Consider the following 18,189-nt stretch of genomic DNA (forward strand, 5'->3'; position numbering starts at 1 on the left):
CGTCCGCGCACGAGTTTCCGAGTGCCCCCCGGCAACTAATAATACTATAGCATATATTCAATTGACTTAACATAAAAATAAAAAGTCCCCTTCAAAGGGGAGGCTTTAAACCCAATTTTTCGGTAAAAGCCAGGCATTTCAACCCAAGCTAATAGCTGATATCATGTCCGGTAGCATCGGAGCGTGTATAAAATTAAGGTGACACTCTTGAGAAAACCTTCTGCCTCCCCCCCTTTCAAAGGGGGGTAGGGGGGATGCCTCCTGCCTTCGGACAACCATTGTCTAATTATTCAACCGGACATGATATGACAGCTAGTTAACATTAAATTATTTCCTAATTTTCGCTCAAAAAAGGATTAAAATATATGTAGTTAATTACCTTAAGATACTTTATATATATCCAGTTATTAATGCTAAAATAGAAGTGGTAGCTTCAAGTCAATGGAGTTTTCTACTAAACTCTTTTTTTCTTATACCAATTTCCTAAAGTCAGACTACACATAACTTGAAATATTAGTTTTCAAGCTTGATAGATACTTTTACAAGTGTTGTTTCAGTTTATGAAATTGGTATTACTTAATTAGGGTTTGCTGATTAAATATCACGCGTATTGACTGATATTGGTTGGAGCAATTTTAGGTCTGGAAAAAGTATCGGCTTTTCGGTTAATAAAGTTGAAAAAATGAGTATTTTGGGGCAGGGGCGAGGTAGACAAATCAAGAAAGCATTATTTCAAGGACTTCCTCTATAACTTCCCTAAACTCCTGACTCTTAACTATTCCCTATTCCCTGCCTCAGCAAAAAGACTTTTTCAACAAACCCTAATTAGTGAATAATTTTGACTACTCCCCGTAGCTGTTGCCGAGGGGATTCTAAGTTGATACTACGCAACACCAATAAATCCTTGTTGCTTCGTTTTTTCGAGCGCTGACCAAAGATACAGTCTTTGGGGACAATTTCCGCAGTGCCCCTACACAGTCGGCTTAAGTTTAACCCTAGCCTTTTGCTTACTTTTGTCTAAACATTTGTATATTAAAATAATAGCACAGGACAACTAAAGTTGTCTAGTCTAAACGACTCGCTTGTTTTCATCCCCCGCTTAAAACACGGGGGCTTTCAACGTCGCTTTTCGGTAATTTTTAGGAGAAATATTGTGTCATCAGAACAAGACGATCGGATTAAACAATTATTTATATTAGAAGCAGAAGAACATTTAGTTACTCTAGAAACTGGGTTGGTAGATTTGAAGTCTACAATGTCAGATTCTGAAGCTATTAATGATATGTTTAGAGCAGCTCATTCTGTAAAAGGTGGAGCTGCTATGTTAGGAATGCACAGTGTACAAAAAGTAGCTCACCGTTTAGAAGATTGTTTCAAAATCATACGCGAAAATCCTGTTGATATTAACCAAACAGTAGAGTCTCAATTTTTAAAAGGGTATGATACTCTCAAAGAGTTAGTAGAACGTCTACAAAGTCCCTATGGTTTGAGGGAAGAAGAGGGACAAGAGATTGTTGATAGTGCTTTGCCTATATTTTCAGAATTAGAAACTAATTTGAATACTTTAGTGAGTGGTGGTACTGTTTCGCCATCTACTAATGGGAAGACAATATCTAAATCTAATTTTGCTCAACAAGTTAAAAGTAAGTTAAAAGAAATATTAGAGGTGTTTAAACAGGCTGACTCTCCTGACTCTAGAAAACAGCTTACAGAGCTTTGTAATGGTTTGTTGAAGTTGGATGAAAATACAGAAATTTGGAAGAGTTTAGTTACATATTCTCGACAGGCGATCGCTAGTTCTAAGTTGTCTTATCAAATTCTAGCTCCTGTAATTATTAAAGAACTTAATCAAGCCAGTGAGTTGATCCAAGCAGGAAAAGTACAGGAAATAGTAGCGAGTCAAGACCTTAAGGAAATAGCAAAAGCTTCTGAGCAGAAAAAAGTAACTTTGCCAAAAGAACCTAAAGAGTTAGTGCAATTAATTATTAAAAGTTTTAATCATAAGCAACTCGAAGCGATCGCTCGATTATTAGTTAAGCACGTTAAATCGTCCAAAAATAATTGAAAGAGGGAACAGGGGTAATAATTAATAATTAATAATTAATAATTAATAATTAGGGTTTGCTGATTAAATATCAAAGCATTGACTGATATTTATTTTAGCATTTTTTTGTCTAAAAAAGTGGCAGTTTTTCAGATCAAAGAGCTGCATAAAGCTAGTATTTTGGATTGTTGAAAAGATGTCTAATTTAGATTCAATCTGGTCTTTGATATTACAATTGGTTGTAGTTTGAGTTCTCATCCACCTCTTCCTTCTTCCTTCTTCCTTCTTCCTTCTTCCTTTTTCCTTCTTCTTTCTGCAATACTTTCCTCAAGTTTACGCAAAGCACGATTAACTTTTTCTTCTAACTTTTGAAACTGATGTTGTTGTAGATCGCTCCACTCTGGCAACTTATTAATAAACTGCTGTAAATCAATAATCACACTTTTTAAATCATTAATTTGCTGTAATTCCGGTCGTTGTTTAAACTGCTGAGAAATCATTTCTAGCTCTGTTTGTAACAGTTTAATAGTTTGCTCCTGAATATCAAATCGATTAGACAAACTTTTCATAGTTTCCAGCAAAGGTTTAATATTGATATCTTCCTGATTATTTTCTAAGTTTTTAGCAGCAGATTCAAAAAAAGCTATACTATTTTTCAACTGAGAAATCATTTGGTAAATTGACTTTTGATATTGCTCTAGTTTTCCAGCAGTATCAAATTTAATTACTTTAATTTGTGTTGCTAATTTATGTCGATTAACTAAATTAATTAACAGAGAAATTAAAACACACCCTACTGCATAAATAATTGGTTTATCGAATATATAATTTGCCAAAAATCCGACAACAGAAGCAGTAATAAAAATATATTCAGCAATTTCTAATGTCATGTTCGGATAATCACTTATAAAAAAACTTTATCCCTTTTAACCCTTTCTTCCCTTCTGCCTCCTGCCTCCAGCATAGCTGCCTTCCTTCCTCCAAAGTGTAAGTATTCAACCGAACATGATATAAAAGACTACAACGATAGAACATATTTATATATTTTTTAATTTACCTCTCAACATTATTATACAGCAGAAGAAAGAATTCATTAATGGATAATGGATAATGGATAATGGATAATTACCTCTATCCCCTCTGTCTTTTATGCTAAGTTATTGAGGTTTTTCAAATAGGACTTATGCTGATGATGAACCTCAAACAGAGGAATGTTTTCCCTCCTGTTCCCTGTTCCCTGTTCTCTGTTCCCTGCTGTAGATAAAGAAATTCGTGAAGGATTATTGTCTCCTGAGCTAACAGTTATAGTAATAATTTTTGCATCAATTAATCGTACTTCTTTTGGTGGTTTATCTATGCCAGGATTAATTAAATATGCAGGAAAAAAAGCTGCACTTAAACTCAGTCGAATAGCATTACCTTTCTCAATTTTTATACAAGTTGGCTGTAAAGATATTTTTACTGGTAAATCCTTAGAAACAACCTTGATATAACCTTGGGTAAAATTATAAACATTGCCGTTTGGTTTAACTTCAGATAACACAGCCGAAAGGTCAAAACTACTGGTATCTGCTATACAATATACTTCTACATAAATATCTCCAGCTATGTGTAAATCTTCTGTTAAAAATTCAGAAGTATAAGTCAAAATATCGGTACGACAATCTAATTCTGAACGTTCAAAAGAACCAGCCGGAAATGTGGCATGACCCCCCAATGCTGGAACAGGTCGCCAAGGGTCATGTACGAATATATCATCAGTAGAAATATCAGGGCAATTATCGTTAAGTTTTCCTGAATCTTCTCTCATATTAGCAAGTCCTGTACTAGCTAAATAATAGAACCGATAATTATTACTCGGCCAGGAATCAAAATTACGCCATTCGTTACTTCCCATCTCAAATAAAGAAACAGGCGATCGCTCTAATATTCCTGTATTTATTCCTTTAAGAAATTGATTGAACCATAATATTTGTATATCATCTATGGGGTTAGAAGCTGCCAAACCATAATTTACAGCTCCTAGTTTTCTTCCCCAAGGAATATGAGACCAAGGACCTACTATTAATTGTTGTAAGAATTTACTACGACAAAATATTTTTTTATACAGATTAATTGTACCTCGCAAATAAGTATCAAACCAACCACCAATATGTAACATTGGTAGGTCTATATTTTCTAAATTTGGTGATAAATTTTGCCAATATTCGCCAGGTTGATAATTTTCTAACCATTGATGGTAAAAAGAATCTATCCCATACTTATTCATTACTTCCGATAAAGCAGGAATTGAAGTAGAAAAAGACAAATTTTTAGCAGCTTGATAAAGTTCTTGATATGCTCGTTCATCTTCTTGTAAACGAGCAGTTTCTGTTGCTAATTGAATTGCCCAACCCAAGTTTGTTTGTAAACAAAATGCTCCTCCTTCGTAAGCCCATTCTGAATATAAATTATCAGCAATCATAGCAGGACAAATTGTTTTTAAAGCAGGAAGTTTAGCACTAGCAGCATATAGTTGAGTCATACCTTGATAAGAGAATCCATACATTCCTATTTTGCCAGTGCTACCTGGTAAATTTGCTGCCCAATTAATAGTATCAATTCCATCTTCAATTTCATGGGCAAATAGTTGAAATTCTCCTTCAGATGTACCTCTACCTCGTACATCTTGAATAATCACAATATAACCATGGGAAGCATACCATTTTGGATGAGCATAGACTACTGTAGAAGCGATCGCTCTGCCATAAGGTTGTCGCATTAATAGGACTGGAAATTCACCCTCTGCATCAGGATGATAAATATCAGCATCTAAACGTATTCCATCTCTGGTAAATACTGAAGCTGTTTTTTTGGGTAAAACTTTCATTTTTAGGGAATAGGGAATAGGGAACAGGGAACAGGGAATAGGGAGTAGGGAGTAGGGAGTAGGGAGTAGGGAAGAGGGTATAGAAATTAATATTAGACATCTCCAATAATCAAAAATAAAATCAATTATTATCCATAAATTATCAATTCTCTATCCCTGTTGCCTGTTGCCAGATGAGCTGTTACCTCTTTTCTGGAGATGTCTATTGAACTGTACCTCACTATCTTAAAAAGTACTGTAATACTCCGCCATCTACAGGATGTTTAAAAGCTTGTTGGGGTTTGAGTTCTCATCCACTTTCATTTTTAGGGAATAGGGAATAGGGAGTAGGGAGTAGGGAGTAGGGAGTAGGAAAGAGGGTATAGAGATTAATATTAGACATCTCCAATAATCAAAAATAAAATCAATTATTATCCATAAATTATCAATTCTCTATCCCTGTTGCCTGTTGCCAGATGAGCTGTTACCTCTTTTCTGGAGATGTCTATTGAACTGTACCTCACTATCTTAAAAAGTACTGTAATACTCCGCCATCTACAGGATGTTTAAAAGCTTGTTGGGGTTTGAGTTCTCATCCACTTCTTCCTTCTTCCTTTTTCCTTCTTCCTTCTTAAAAACAAGTTGAACGAGAAAGAACTTGCATATCTTCTTCATCTAAATCTACTGGTATTCCACTACGAATTAGTTCGGCAAAATCTTCATTAGGCACCATAATACATAAAGCATAAAGACGAGTTAAACCAGTATTTTCTATGACATGAACCCCTGTTGGTGGTACTAGAATACTATCACCAGCACGAATATTAATAGATTTTCCGTCACATATTGCCCTTCCTTCTCCTTTAATAATAAAGAACATTTCTACCGCTAAATTATGTCGATTTGGAGGAGTTTTTCCCCCAACATCAAAAATTTCTAAACATACAGTTAAAGAAGCATTGGCAATGACAGGATCGAAAATAATTGCTAATCGATTACTATCATGGGGACTAATACGATATGCTTGATAATCTTGGGGAGACTTAAGGATTGGAATCATGCATTGAGTAATCATTTTTTTATAGGTATATAGTATTAACTTATTCAGGAAATTATTGATTATTTAGTTGTAGTTTTGCTTAGGAACAATGACATAAGAGCTATTCATGTTGGCATTAAAAATTATGGTTTTTATCTGGCAATAAATAAAAGATTTTTGGCAATTTTACTTTTTATTTGAAATGAACAATTTTTCCTTCTACCTTCTACCTTCTGCCTTCTGCCTTCTTCCTTCTTATATCATGTCCGGATAATCAGTGATAAAAAACTTTTTCTCGTGAGCGCCTTTTCTTCCCTTCTGCCTCCTGCATCCTGCCTCCTGCCTTCTGCATCCTGCCTCCTGCCTTCTGCCTTCTGCCTCCTGCCTTCTTCAATTAATAGCCTCTAAAATAGCACAAGAATTTGTGACAAACCCAAAACATTGTTTCACATTATAAATAGTAGCTTGCCAACAATATTCAGGGGAAGTAGTAGCAGTACAGTCCGAAACTAAAATGCAGTCATAACCAAGGAAATTTGCATCTTGTAATGTTGCCATTACACATTGATCTGCATTCACTCCTGCAAATAAGAGAGTTGTTTTGCCAATATTTCGCAGGATGCTATCAAGAGGAGTATCCCAAAACCCACTCATCCTATATTTACTGACACGAATATCTTCTGGTTGTTGCTCTAACTCATCAACAACTGCTGCTGCCCAACTTCCTTCTATAAGTACAGGGGCATTATTTTTTGGCAGTGGGTCTCCTAAACCTATACCTTTACCAGTGGGGTTATACACATGGCGTAACCCGGCGCTAATATTCAGTAAGTCTGGGCGGTTTCCCCAGTTTAACCAAATTATCGGGACGTTTTGCGATCGCAGTTGTGGTAAAAAATTTATTAGTGGTTGAATTGGAGACCTTGCAGGTGTTACATCTACGTCAATATGAGCTAACCAACCATCAGGGTGACAGAAGTCATTTTGCATATCTATAATTAGAATTGCTGTTTTAGCTAAATCTAATTTAATACTTTTGGTTTCAGTTTTAATGACAATGGATTGAGCAGGAAGAGAAGGACGAGTAATATCTGCAGTTGTCTCATCAACTGCCCACGCATTGGGTGGTATACCCAGAGTTTCAAGGGAGGAATTCTGCATTACAGCTTACCGGGTGAATTCATCAATAAAATCACAAAGAGCATAGAAAAATTCTCTATAACTCACCCTTATTTTCGTCGATCGTAATATTATTGCTTGTATTATTTAATAAATTTTTAATTTTCCTATTAATTGTTTGGGTAATTTTTATTTTTAAATGTTTGTATGGTAAACTGAAGGTTCAAAAACTTTAAATAGGGTTTGCTGATTAAATATCAAAGTCTTTATAGATAAAGGTTTTAGCCTCTTTAGATCGTGAAAAAGTACCTAATTTTCGCCTTATAATGCTCAAAAAGTGAGTATTTTGGCGTATAGTTGGGCAGAGTTGGCAAGGGATAATTTTTCCGACTACCTCCTCTACAACTCCCTCCAACTCTTGAGTTTTAGCTACTCCCTACTCCCCTCCTGGGAGGGGCGAGGGGTGGGTCCCTACTTCCTGCCTTAGCAAAAAGACTTTTGAGCGCAAGCCCTAAATAACAATTTAGCCAATCCTTTTCTTTATAAGAAGAGATAATTAGGGATTGCTGATTAACTATCAAAGTATTCACATATAAAAGTTTTAGCCTTATTAGGTTGAAAAAAAGTACCATATTTTCGGCTAAGAAGGCTCAAAAAGTTAGTATTTGTGTAAGAGTTGGGCAGAAAAATTAAGGGACAAAACGCCCGCTCCTACCTCCTCGCTCATTCCCTATTCCTTCTGTCTTCCCCTCCTGGGAGGGGCGAGGGGTGGGTTGTCTCCTGTCTCCTCCCCCCACTAAAAGACTTTTTCAGCAAACCCTAATTATTAATTATTAATTATTAATTATTAATTGTTGAACTACTCCCTTAATAGAAAATTTAAAACTCCTGAGTTAAAACCCAGGAGAATAAAAAAGACATATTTCCAAAGCTCCAAATCTATATTCATAGATAATTAAACTATTTAACAGCATTACTTATTAGTTGTATAGGTGCATCTCTCCAGAGTTGGTCTAGTCTATTAGCTGGCATCGTTAAGTACAAAACATCACCAGAATTCAAGGTCGCATTTAACAATTCCCAACCATGAATTTCCCGACCGTTGCTTTCTATATACAAAGGTACAAAATCAGCACTGCTAGCTACTTGTTGAACAATTTTTCCGCAAAAAGGATGTCCCGGTGTAATTAAAGTGGCTAATGCTACCCACAAACTATCTGCTGTAATTCCATTACCAAGAATTCTACCACCGATCGCTGCAGCAGCAAAAGCAGGGGAAGCTAATTCTGTGGGACTAAGTACAGACTCAAACTCAAAAACCTGTTGTACCATTAGAGCTAAGTGCGGGTCTTGACTTCTCACCACAACTGTCATTTTAGGAACAAGTCCCTTAGCACTCAGAGCAATTTCTAAATTAATAATATCATTACCAGTTACAGCTAAAAGTGCTTCAGCTTTTTCAATATTGGCAACTTCTAGAGTCGTAGATAAACTTGCATCTCCCTCAATCACAGGAATTTTCATAGATCTGGCAGTATTGAGAAATCGACAGTTAGGGTTACGCTCTACCACTACTACTTCATACCCACTACCAATCAGTTGCTCGGCAATATGTAAACCAATGCCACCAAACCCACAAATAATGTAATGTTGTTTTAGTGGTATTCGAGCAGCATCCCAATACTCTTGGAAGCGAGTACCTAATACAAAATCATTCAGCAGCGCATAACAAATACCGACGATCGCCGTTCCCACAAGCATCATGATCGAAGTAAATACTTTGATACTGCCTGGTGCTTGTTCGGCTATTTTTTCATTTCCCCCTGCTCCTGTAATCATCCCAACTGTAAAGTAGAGAGAATCAACAAAGCTGTTATTCAGATTTATACTAATATAAGTAATAGTGCAGAATAACACAGTTACTAACAGAGCTAAGTTGAGAACTACTGCTGATTTACTGTGTCGCTGAAATTGCCTGAGTCTGCCAAATGCCTTGAATAAGTAATAAACTAAATTTTGTCTACGAGTTCGCACCTTTGGTTTGCTAGAAAGAATCAGACGATCTCCTACCTGTAACTCCCGCTCTTCTACTACTGCAGAGACCAAATCTATTGGATTTGCCACTGGTATATAGTAGATCAACATTAGAGAGCGATCGTCCCACAAAGAACTCAGTTTACGACCTTTCCAAGGATGATTATGGCCGATTAATTCTTCTCGCATTGGCCAGGTCTGATTGTATATGTGTAGCTGGCCAATAGCATGATTTCCTAAAGCTGCAAAAGCAAATACCGGAGCTGCTAAAGCTGACACACTCATTGTTGTATGGTCGGTTAGAGTGTGGTCTAGGCGATCGCCCAAACTTGTATTAAATAGACGATTGATAATCCGAATTTTTGGATTGAGAATTCTTGCTAACATTAAGACGGCCAAATTAACAGACTCATCTTTCCCTGCTAAAACCAGAGTATGAGCGCTTTGAATGCCTGCTGCCAATAAGGTAGATGCTGAACGAAAGTTGCCGACAATAATCTCTGTACCCTCTCCACGGAGTGGGCGATCGCTTATACCTACAACTGTTGCACCCTGCTGTCTTAATAGACGAAATATTTTGTAGCCGGTACGACCCAAGCCACAGACTATTATTCTAGGTTTCATTAGACCGGGAAAGTTATTAAAGTAATGTTAAGAAGTCATCTTTTAGTTTTTCCTATAAACTATCATTGGTTATTTGTACTAAAAAAAATGTAACTTACAACACTGTTTCTTTCCTAATATTGATCTTTAGTTCTTATCAATAGTCATTATTTTTATTGATTTATATTGATTTTTTGACACAAAAATTAATGTTGCTTTTTAATTTTTATCAATCATTCAACTTTGACTATCATTATTTTTTTTAGTTGGTTACACAAATTAGTTTAAATTCAGTTATTTTTCAAACTAATCAACCTTCTTAATGATTCATAGTTCTAACAAAAAAAAGAACAAATATCTCAAAGTAATATTGATTTTTTATCGAGGTAAAAAAAATTTTTATAGTGCGTAGCGCTAGGGAATAGGGAACAGGGAACAGCAAACGTTCATTAATTGATAATTGATAATTGATAATTGATAATTGATAATTGATAATTGATAATTACCTCTGGTTAAAACCGTTACGGAATTGAATATAAGGAAATATTATTTCTTTTCTTGGTCGATGGTCAGACAGCGAGGAGACCCGCTCTTATCAGAGCCGCTCTGCTTTATATGTTGCGGAGCAAAACGCCATCCCATCCTACGGAATGCTCCGCAAACGACCGCCTTTTTCCCCTTAAAAGGCTATCCATATTACCCACATCTTTCTTAACATAAAACTTGACAAAATAGACGAGTTATGCATAAGCCTTGGCTCGGCTTTTTCGGGAGAAAAAACGTATAGAAAAATACATTTTTTTTGACGACTTCAGTAGTTTTACTTAGCTACTACGATTTTTTCTCCTTTCTCCCCTGCTCCCTGCTCCCCTGCTCCCCACAAGGGTTTCAAGACTTATGGGTAAGGGATAGTTAAAAGGGTAGGCTTTAAACCAGAATTATTTAATTATTAATTATTCGGTAAAAGGGTTTTAGAATTGAAAAATGTCCTAACCAAACTAATTCTTGTAGTGCTATAAATGATTATTCTTATTTGAAGAATATAGTATATCATTGCTATCAAAAGTCAGGATATTGATTAGTAAATCCTTTTTATATTCAGGATATAAGCGGTCATTTCAGTTATCAGTTATCAGTACCTCTGCAATAATGAAGCTTGACATAAGGAATAGTCTCTTTTTTTAACTTCTGACTTCTGACTTCTTGAACCAAAAATGATATCAAAACAAATAATTGATAAATTTTAGACCTTCAAAAGTAATTAGAGATATTATATCATGTCCGAAGGCAATCGTTTGTGTAAAAGTTAGCGTAAATATCTACAGGGAATTTAAGTTTTTTTCTTGCTCTTTCTTAAGTTTTTCTGCCTGTTTCCTGTTCCCTACCTTTGCTATACAATACCGATGCTACCGGACATAATATTAGTTTGAATTATATAGGACTTACGCAGATACGCTATATATAGCGCTCAAAACTGTTGTCCAATAGTACTTGCACTCTATAAATAGTGCCTTTGCGTAAGTCCTGTTATAAATATAACTGCAGTAGAATATAGATTTCCATGATCGAAGTTAAAGATATTAGCGAACAAGGACTTTTAAAAGTATTACACCGTTTTTGTCCCACAGAAGTTGTTGGGGATGATGCTGCTATTGTGCCAATTCAACCCAACAAATCATTAGTAGTCACAACTGATACACTCGTTGATGGAGTACATTTTAGCGATCGCACCACTTCCCCTAAAGATGTCGGTTGGCGTAGCGCTGCTGCCAACTTATCCGATCTTGCTGCAATGGGTGCATTCCCTATTGGTATTACGATCGCTCTCGGTTTGACTGGCAATACTACCGTTGCTTGGGTTGAACAACTTTACCAAGGAATTTCTGAATGCCTACAACCATACAATACTCCTATAGTCGGTGGAGACATTGTGCGATCGCCTATCCGTACTATCTCAATTACTGCTTTCGGACAAATTGAACCTTCACAAACTATTCTTCGTTCAAATTGTCAACCTCAAAACGCGATCGTTGCTACTGGAGTACATGGAGCATCAAAAGCGGGATTAGAATTATTACTGCATCCAGAATTAGGTAAATTTCTCACAGAAGCAGAACGTTCTTCCTTAATATTAGCTCACCAACGTCCTAGGCCAAGACTTGATATTTTAACAAATTTATGGAATTGCTTATCTTTAAATAGTTCTAGCAGTGTAGATCAGAACAAAAACTCAATTTTAGTAGGAGGAATGGACAGTAGTGATGGGCTAGCAGATGCGATCGTTCAGATTTGTCAAGCATCTCAAGTCGGAGCTAGGATCGATCGCAATCAAATTCCCATTCCTTCTTCTTTAACTAAACTTGTCTCACCCGAACAAGCATTAAAGTGGGCACTCTATGGAGGAGAAGATTTCGAGCTAGTTTTGTGCTTACCTCCAATTTGTGGCCAAGAATTAGTAAAAAAAATTGGAGTCGGTGCAGCCATAGTAGGTACAACCACAGACGACACCGACATCTTATTAATAGATAGCCAAGGAACTTACCCAAACGAGCAACTTACACTTAGCCAAGGATTTCAACATTTTTGAAAAAGTTATTTATCTTAGGTTTTTAATTCAATTTCAATTGTCAGACAATCAAAACTCAAACAAACTAAGCAGGCCACTTCTGTGCCACAGTTTCAGCCAAGTCTACAACACGCTGACTATAACCCCATTCATTATCATACCAAGCAATAACCTTCACTATATCGCCACCCATAACCATTGTCAGACTAGCATCTACAATAGAAGATGAATCATTACCACGAAAATCACAAGAAACCAAAGGCAGATCGCAGTATTCAATGATACCCTTCATTGGTCCATTAGCAGCTTCTTGTATAATTTCGTTAACTTGTTCAGTAAAAGTATTTTTCTCAACCTGAGCTACAAGGTCAACAACAGAAACGTTAGGAGTAGGTACCCGCATCGCGATACCATTTAACTTACCTTTCATTTCTGGAATTACCAGAGCTACTGCTTTAGCTGCACCCGTAGAAGTTGGTACAATATTTACAGCCGCTGCTCTGGCCCGCCGTACATCTCTGTGACTAGCATCCAAAATACGTTGGTCGCCAGTGTAACTATGAGTTGTAGTCATTGTACCTTTAATAATGCCAAAGTTGTCATTTATAACTTTGACCACTGGAGCTAGACAGTTGGTTGTACAACTAGCATTACTGACAATATCGTAATCATCATGCTCATAATCTTGATGGTTAACACCTACGACAAAAGTACCAACTTTTCCACCCTTACCAGGAGCAGTAATTAAAACCTTTTTTGCTCCAGCCTGTAAATGCTTTGAGGCTCCTTCCTCAGTTACAAATACACCTGTAGCCTCAATAACTAGATCGATATTCCAGTCTGCCCATGGTAAATTTAAAGGATTACGGTCAGATACACACTTAATTGTTTTACCATTAACTGTGATAGAATTTTCATCCGAACTAATATCTACACCCTTTAATGTGCCCAACATTGAATCATACCTTAGTAGGTGAGCATTGGTTTTAGGGTCGGAAGTATCATTGATAGCAATAACATCAAGTTGGCTATCTGTACGAGTTAACCAGCAACGTAAAAAATTTCGTCCAATCCTTCCAAAACCATTTATAGCAACTCTAATCACTTTTTACCTCCTAACAACAGCAATAAATCATGTATAATTAAAGTTTGTGACAGTTTTACAAACTGAATTAATCCAGTTTCAGTATTAACTAGCTATCAGCTATCACCATTTCAGCAGCCTCCTGCGGAGTGCTTCTTTCAGAGGAGCTTTCCTATAGTCATGCTGCGCAAACACTTTTCATGTCGCGCAGCGAAACGTTAACAGCTTTTTGACCTTGGGTTTATACCCCGGCAACTAATGCGCCGGATGCTTGAGTCGGGGTTGAAATCCCCGACTAGGGCGTAAAAAAAGTCAATCATGCTGACCGCTGACCGTTGACCGCTGACTGCTGACTGCTGACTGCTATTTAATTGAGCCAGTCCCCGTGCTGCCCCACTGGGTACTTTTTGGGAGTTTCAGATATTAATTTCAGCCTTAAACTCTGCCGTACCTTCATCTCAAATCCCTAACTTTTTCAGAAGTGATATGAATTTTAGAAAGGAGAGCTTAAAAGAAAATTAATCTTGACCATTATCATACAGCAAAATGGTAGTTTGGTAATTTTTTTGTAGGTTAATTACGATCCCTGCCATTGATCGAGTCAGCTATGGCATTAAATTTAAGTTTTTGTTCACAGCTTGTTGTATAAAGGAACCTATGTGGATAAAGGTATAGAAATTTTCACTATTTTTGTCAAAAGTCAAAACAATAAAAGTCAAAAGTCAAAATAGAAGGAGAAAATTTTTTCTGCTCCACTAATTATCCTGGGACAGTTTACAGCGGTTTTAATTTGGGTAGACCACAGTAGGGACCTTCCATGGAACGTCCCTACAAGATTTTGCTTGTGAAGATGTAGTTCATCAATGAGCAAAAGCACTGTAAGTAGTAAGGAAGTATAGAAGCTGATAAAAAACTTTTGTTGAATAGTTTTATAGTAAGTTATCTATAACAAATTTTTGGGGTATTGATAGCCTATGCTCGGCTATATCGGTGATTTTTACAAAAACTTTGCTGCTCAATTTCAAGTAAGTCAGAATTAGCGACTCATGAGTTATTAGTTCAGTAATTTGCTGTCCAATCACCAATACTTGAATAGCAACCTCAATTGTGAATGATAATTAATAATTTATTTTGTCTGGTTAAATTCCATAAATACTTATTCTTTTTTTTGTGAAAAATCCTGATGATTTATCCTTGATTAATTTTTCGAGGTATGTCCGGAAAAAGACTGGCCAGTAGGTAAAGATTTGATAGAAAACAAACTAATTGCAAGTAATAGAGCTGATTAACTAAACTAACCAGTATTTTTGGTAAATTACTGCTAGACTCTATCTAAAAAAAAAAAATCCTGGTATGATATCGCGTGTTACGGGCGCAGTGTGGTGTATTAAGGAGTAATTAATGTCTAAATATGTTGACTTCAGTGGTAGGCCGTTTCATTTTATTGGTATTGGAGGCATCGGAATGTCAGCTCTGGCTTACATTTTAGCCAAACGCAATTTACCAACTTATGGATCGGATCTAAAATCAAGCCATATAACAAAGCGTTTGCAAGCAATAGGAACTCATATTTTTTGGCGTCAAGATGCCAAAAATTTTGAATTATTTCAACAAATTTCCCAACAGAAAAATTTATCTCTGTCAAATCACTCAAGTTTAAATTTATCCCCTATAAATCTCCGTTTAAGCACAGAAGCATTAATGACGGAAAAGCACAATGGTAGAATGGAGGATAACAAAAAAAATTCTCAACTGCCACAAGTAATTTGTTCAACAGCAATTAATCAAACTAACTCTGAGTATAAAGCCGCAATTACACTAGGATGTCCAATTTTACATCGTTCGGACCTATTAGCAGCTCTAATTCAGGATTATCAAAGTATAGCTGTAGCAGGAACCCATGGCAAGACTACAACTAGCAGTCTCATTGGATTTATGCTTCTAGAAACTGGTTTAGATCCCACCATTGTGATTGGTGGAGAGGTAGATGCTTGGGAAGGTAATGCTCGTTTAGGTAACAGCACTTATCTAGTAGCAGAAGCAGATGAATCAGATGGCTCTCTGGTTAAATTATCTGCACACATTGGTGTAGTAACAAATATTGAATTAGACCATCCAGATCATTATGAAAGTTTAGATCAGGTAGTAGAAACTTTCAAGGTATTTAAAGAAAACTGTCAAACTTTGGTAGGTTGTATAGATTGTTCTACAGTTAAAAACTTCCTCCAGCCAGCTATTAGCTATAGTCTTAACTCAGATAATAATGCAGACTATACAGTTGATTGTGTAGATTATCAATCTAATGTTACCTTGGCTCGTGTTTGGGAGCGAGGCCAAATTCTGGGAGAGTTACAGTTGGGGTTATTGGGTAAACATAACTTAAGTAATGCTTTAGCTGCTGTAGCAGTAGGGAGATTACTAGGTTTAGAATTTGCTGCTATTGCTTTGGCGATCGCTAAATTTGAAGGCGCTCATCGTCGATTTGAAAACCGTGGAGAGTGCAATGGTATTGTATTTATTGATGACTATGCTCACCATCCTAGTGAAGTTAGTGCAACTTTAGCTGCAGCTAGCTTACGAAAAAACAGTCAAAAAGTGACTACAAAATCTCAGATATATACAACAAGTTTATCTTTGACAAAACAAAATAACTCATCGCCGATCCAAAGAGTTGTTGCTATATTCCAACCTCATCGTCATAGTCGTACTCAAGCTTTTGTTTCAGAGTTTGCTAAGTCATTTAACGATGCCGATCTAGTGATTGTTACTGATATCTATAGTGCAGGAGAATCACCATTGGATAAAATCAGTGGCCCACAAGTAGCTGAAGCAATTTCTGATTATCATCAACAGGTTTACTATCAACCATCTTTAGAATCAGTAACTGCATTTTTACATGAAGTCTTAAGACCAGGGGATCTGGCAATATTTCTTGGTGCTGGCAACCTCAATAAAATTATTCCAGAGGTTATGGCATATTATCAAAAACCTCACTATCGGGTTGTATCTACTGAAACAGCTTATGTAGAGGAACATTCAGTTGAGTTAGCTAACTCTTAAACAATATCTTTAAAATTACGATAATTCAAGTATTAGTTATGACCATGACTCTCCCTGATCACATAGCTAGTTCAGCTAAAAGGCCACAAGATAAACCTATTCCACTACTGGGAACAGATTGTGTAATTAGGTCTAATGTTCCTTTGGCTCCTCTAACATCTTTCCGAGTAGGAGGGCCTGCTGAATGGTATGTTACACCAAAAAAATTAGATCAATTACAAGCAAGTTTTCAATTTGCTCACTCTGAAGGACTACCAATTACTTTGCTAGGAGCAGGTTCTAATATGTTAGTGAGCGATCATGGTTTACCAGGATTAGTTATTAGTACTCGTAACCTCCGTCACATTAACTTTGAACAAGAAACAGGTCTTTTAACTGTAGGTGCTGGTGAATCATTACCACGCATTGCTTGGAAGGCAGCTAGAATGGGTTGGCAAGGTTTGGAGTGGGTTGTTGGTATCCCTGGTACTGTTGGTGGTGCTGTGGTAATGAATGCTGGGGCACAAGGTAAATGTATAGCTGATATATTACTTAATGTCCATGTTATGTTGCCTGATGGTCAGATAAAAATTCTGTCTCCTCAAGATTTGGAATACAGCTACAGGCATTCTAGCCTACAAGGTAAGTCTATTTTGGTTGCTCAAGCTACTTTTCAGTTACAACCAGGGGAAAATTCTGCTTTGGTAACTGCTATAACTTCTGAAAATTTTAACAAGCGAAAGACTAGCCAACCTTATCATTTACCTAGTTGTGGTAGTGTTTTTCGCAATCCTGGGCCAAAAGCTGCTGGTTGGTTAATTGAACAAACTGGACTTAAGGGTTATCAAATAGGTATGGCTCAGGTTGCTCACCGTCATGCAAACTTTATTCTTAATTGCGGGGGAGCTAAAGCTAACGATATTTTCCAATTGATATATCATGTTCAAGAACGGGTGGAAAAGCAATGGTCTTTTTTATTAAAGCCAGAGGTAAAAATGATCGGAGATTTTTCAGGAGCAGCAACTTTCTAGTACCAGCACACTCAACCTTTGCTTCTAGCTAGTTAAACAATCTAGTCAAGTACAAATTAGGTACACAAAATGGATAAATCAGCTTTAGATACCGAGTTTTTCTGTTAATTATTCAGATTTTAACTACAAGTAAATTACCATTAGGTTTCGATTAGTAATAGTTACTAAAATTGGCAGAAGTTTCAGATTCCCCACCTTCTGAATTAATTACTATATTTTAGGCAGTCTATGGTCTATAAAAAGCTTTTAAATAATATTATTGCTAATTATGGTATTGGGAAATCTTGAATAAATAAGGGCTGGAAATGGCAGGTTCGTCAAATTATTAATTTAATTAGGTACTAAAAATCTATTGTAGTGTTATGATTTTTATGTAAAAATGCCATGATGTTATATATAAGGTAGGTGCGCATTTTTATGGGCTCCTACTAATGCACAAAATCTAACTAGATTCTGTATAAATATATTGAGAATCTAGAAGAATTAAAATATGTTTAGACCAGAAGGCATTAGGCAACTATCGGTCTTGGAAGGACTGCTGCTGTTCGCGCAGCGTCCCGTAGGGAAGGAGGGGAAGTCAGACCAAAAGGTGGACGTAAGTCTGTCTTAAGGCATTCCCCTGTGAGTAAAGATGCCCCAACTTCAGCATAGTAAGTTGGGGGTAAAGACAGAAAGCGAAAACTTATCTAAAGTTCATCAAACTTACTCATAACTATAGCTATAAAACTAAAATAAGCAAGTTTATTCAGTTGTCTATCCGTTATCAGCTACAATTAAGAGAT

General features: G+C 36.5%; 10 protein-coding genes. 4 read left to right on the forward strand and 6 right to left on the reverse strand.

From position 1 onward, the window contains the following. Positions 1-1,153: 1,153 nt before the first annotated feature. Positions 1,154-2,065: an Hpt domain-containing protein gene (locus tag F6K54_RS22265; RefSeq protein ID WP_293082050.1), complete on the forward strand. Its 912-nt coding sequence runs from the start codon at positions 1,154-1,156 to the stop codon at positions 2,063-2,065. 233 nt (positions 2,066-2,298) lie between these two features. Here the strand turns inward: F6K54_RS22265 and F6K54_RS22270 are convergent, their stop codons facing one another. The 5 genes from F6K54_RS22270 to F6K54_RS22290 all read right to left on the reverse strand — a co-directional run bounded on the left by F6K54_RS22270 (position 2,299) and on the right by F6K54_RS22290 (position 9,708). Next, the gene (locus F6K54_RS22270) at positions 2,299-2,934 is read right to left on the reverse strand and encodes a hypothetical protein (RefSeq protein ID WP_293082052.1); all 636 of its coding nucleotides are present in this window, start codon (positions 2,932-2,934) and stop codon (positions 2,299-2,301) included. Between the two features lie 257 nt (positions 2,935-3,191). Further along, positions 3,192-4,913, reverse strand: coding sequence for a CocE/NonD family hydrolase (locus tag F6K54_RS22275; RefSeq protein ID WP_293082055.1), 1,722 nt, complete (start codon positions 4,911-4,913; stop codon positions 3,192-3,194). A 610-nt stretch (positions 4,914-5,523) separates the two neighbouring features. Beyond that, the gene (locus tag F6K54_RS22280) at positions 5,524-5,967 is read right to left on the reverse strand and encodes a cupin domain-containing protein (protein WP_293082058.1); all 444 of its coding nucleotides are present in this window, start codon (positions 5,965-5,967) and stop codon (positions 5,524-5,526) included. Positions 5,968-6,321: 354 nt separating this feature from the next. Next, positions 6,322-7,092 carry a cysteine hydrolase family protein gene (locus tag F6K54_RS22285; protein WP_293082061.1) on the reverse strand — a complete coding sequence of 257 codons (771 nt, stop codon included), beginning with the start codon at positions 7,090-7,092 and terminating at the stop codon, positions 6,322-6,324. Positions 7,093-8,010: 918 nt separating this feature from the next. Further along, positions 8,011-9,708 (reverse strand): TrkA family potassium uptake protein, encoded by a 1,698-nt coding sequence (locus tag F6K54_RS22290; RefSeq protein WP_293082064.1) that lies wholly within the window; start codon positions 9,706-9,708, stop codon positions 8,011-8,013. Between the two features lie 1,543 nt (positions 9,709-11,251). Between F6K54_RS22290 and thiL the strand changes: the two genes are divergently transcribed. Further along, entirely contained in the window at positions 11,252-12,274 is a 1,023-nt protein-coding gene (thiL, locus tag F6K54_RS22295) for a thiamine-phosphate kinase (protein WP_366558196.1), read from the forward strand. Between the two features lie 64 nt (positions 12,275-12,338). On the opposite strand, the gene F6K54_RS22300 is transcribed toward thiL, so the two are convergent. Continuing rightward, positions 12,339-13,358 carry a type I glyceraldehyde-3-phosphate dehydrogenase gene (locus F6K54_RS22300; RefSeq protein ID WP_293082070.1) on the reverse strand — a complete coding sequence of 340 codons (1,020 nt, stop codon included), beginning with the start codon at positions 13,356-13,358 and terminating at the stop codon, positions 12,339-12,341. A 1,380-nt stretch (positions 13,359-14,738) separates the two neighbouring features. On the opposite strand from F6K54_RS22300, the gene murC reads away from it, so the two are divergent. Continuing rightward, positions 14,739-16,397: a UDP-N-acetylmuramate--L-alanine ligase gene (gene murC, locus F6K54_RS22305; protein ID WP_293082073.1), complete on the forward strand. Its 1,659-nt coding sequence runs from the start codon at positions 14,739-14,741 to the stop codon at positions 16,395-16,397. A 38-nt stretch (positions 16,398-16,435) separates the two neighbouring features. Beyond that, positions 16,436-17,407, forward strand: a complete 972-nt coding sequence (gene murB / locus F6K54_RS22310) for a UDP-N-acetylmuramate dehydrogenase (RefSeq protein ID WP_375341995.1) — start codon at positions 16,436-16,438, stop codon at positions 17,405-17,407. The last annotated feature ends 782 nt before the right edge of the window (positions 17,408-18,189 follow it).

Origin of the sequence: Okeania sp. SIO3B5, from assembly GCF_010692555.1 — a bacterium.
Lineage (GTDB): Bacteria > Cyanobacteriota > Cyanobacteriia > Cyanobacteriales > Microcoleaceae > Okeania.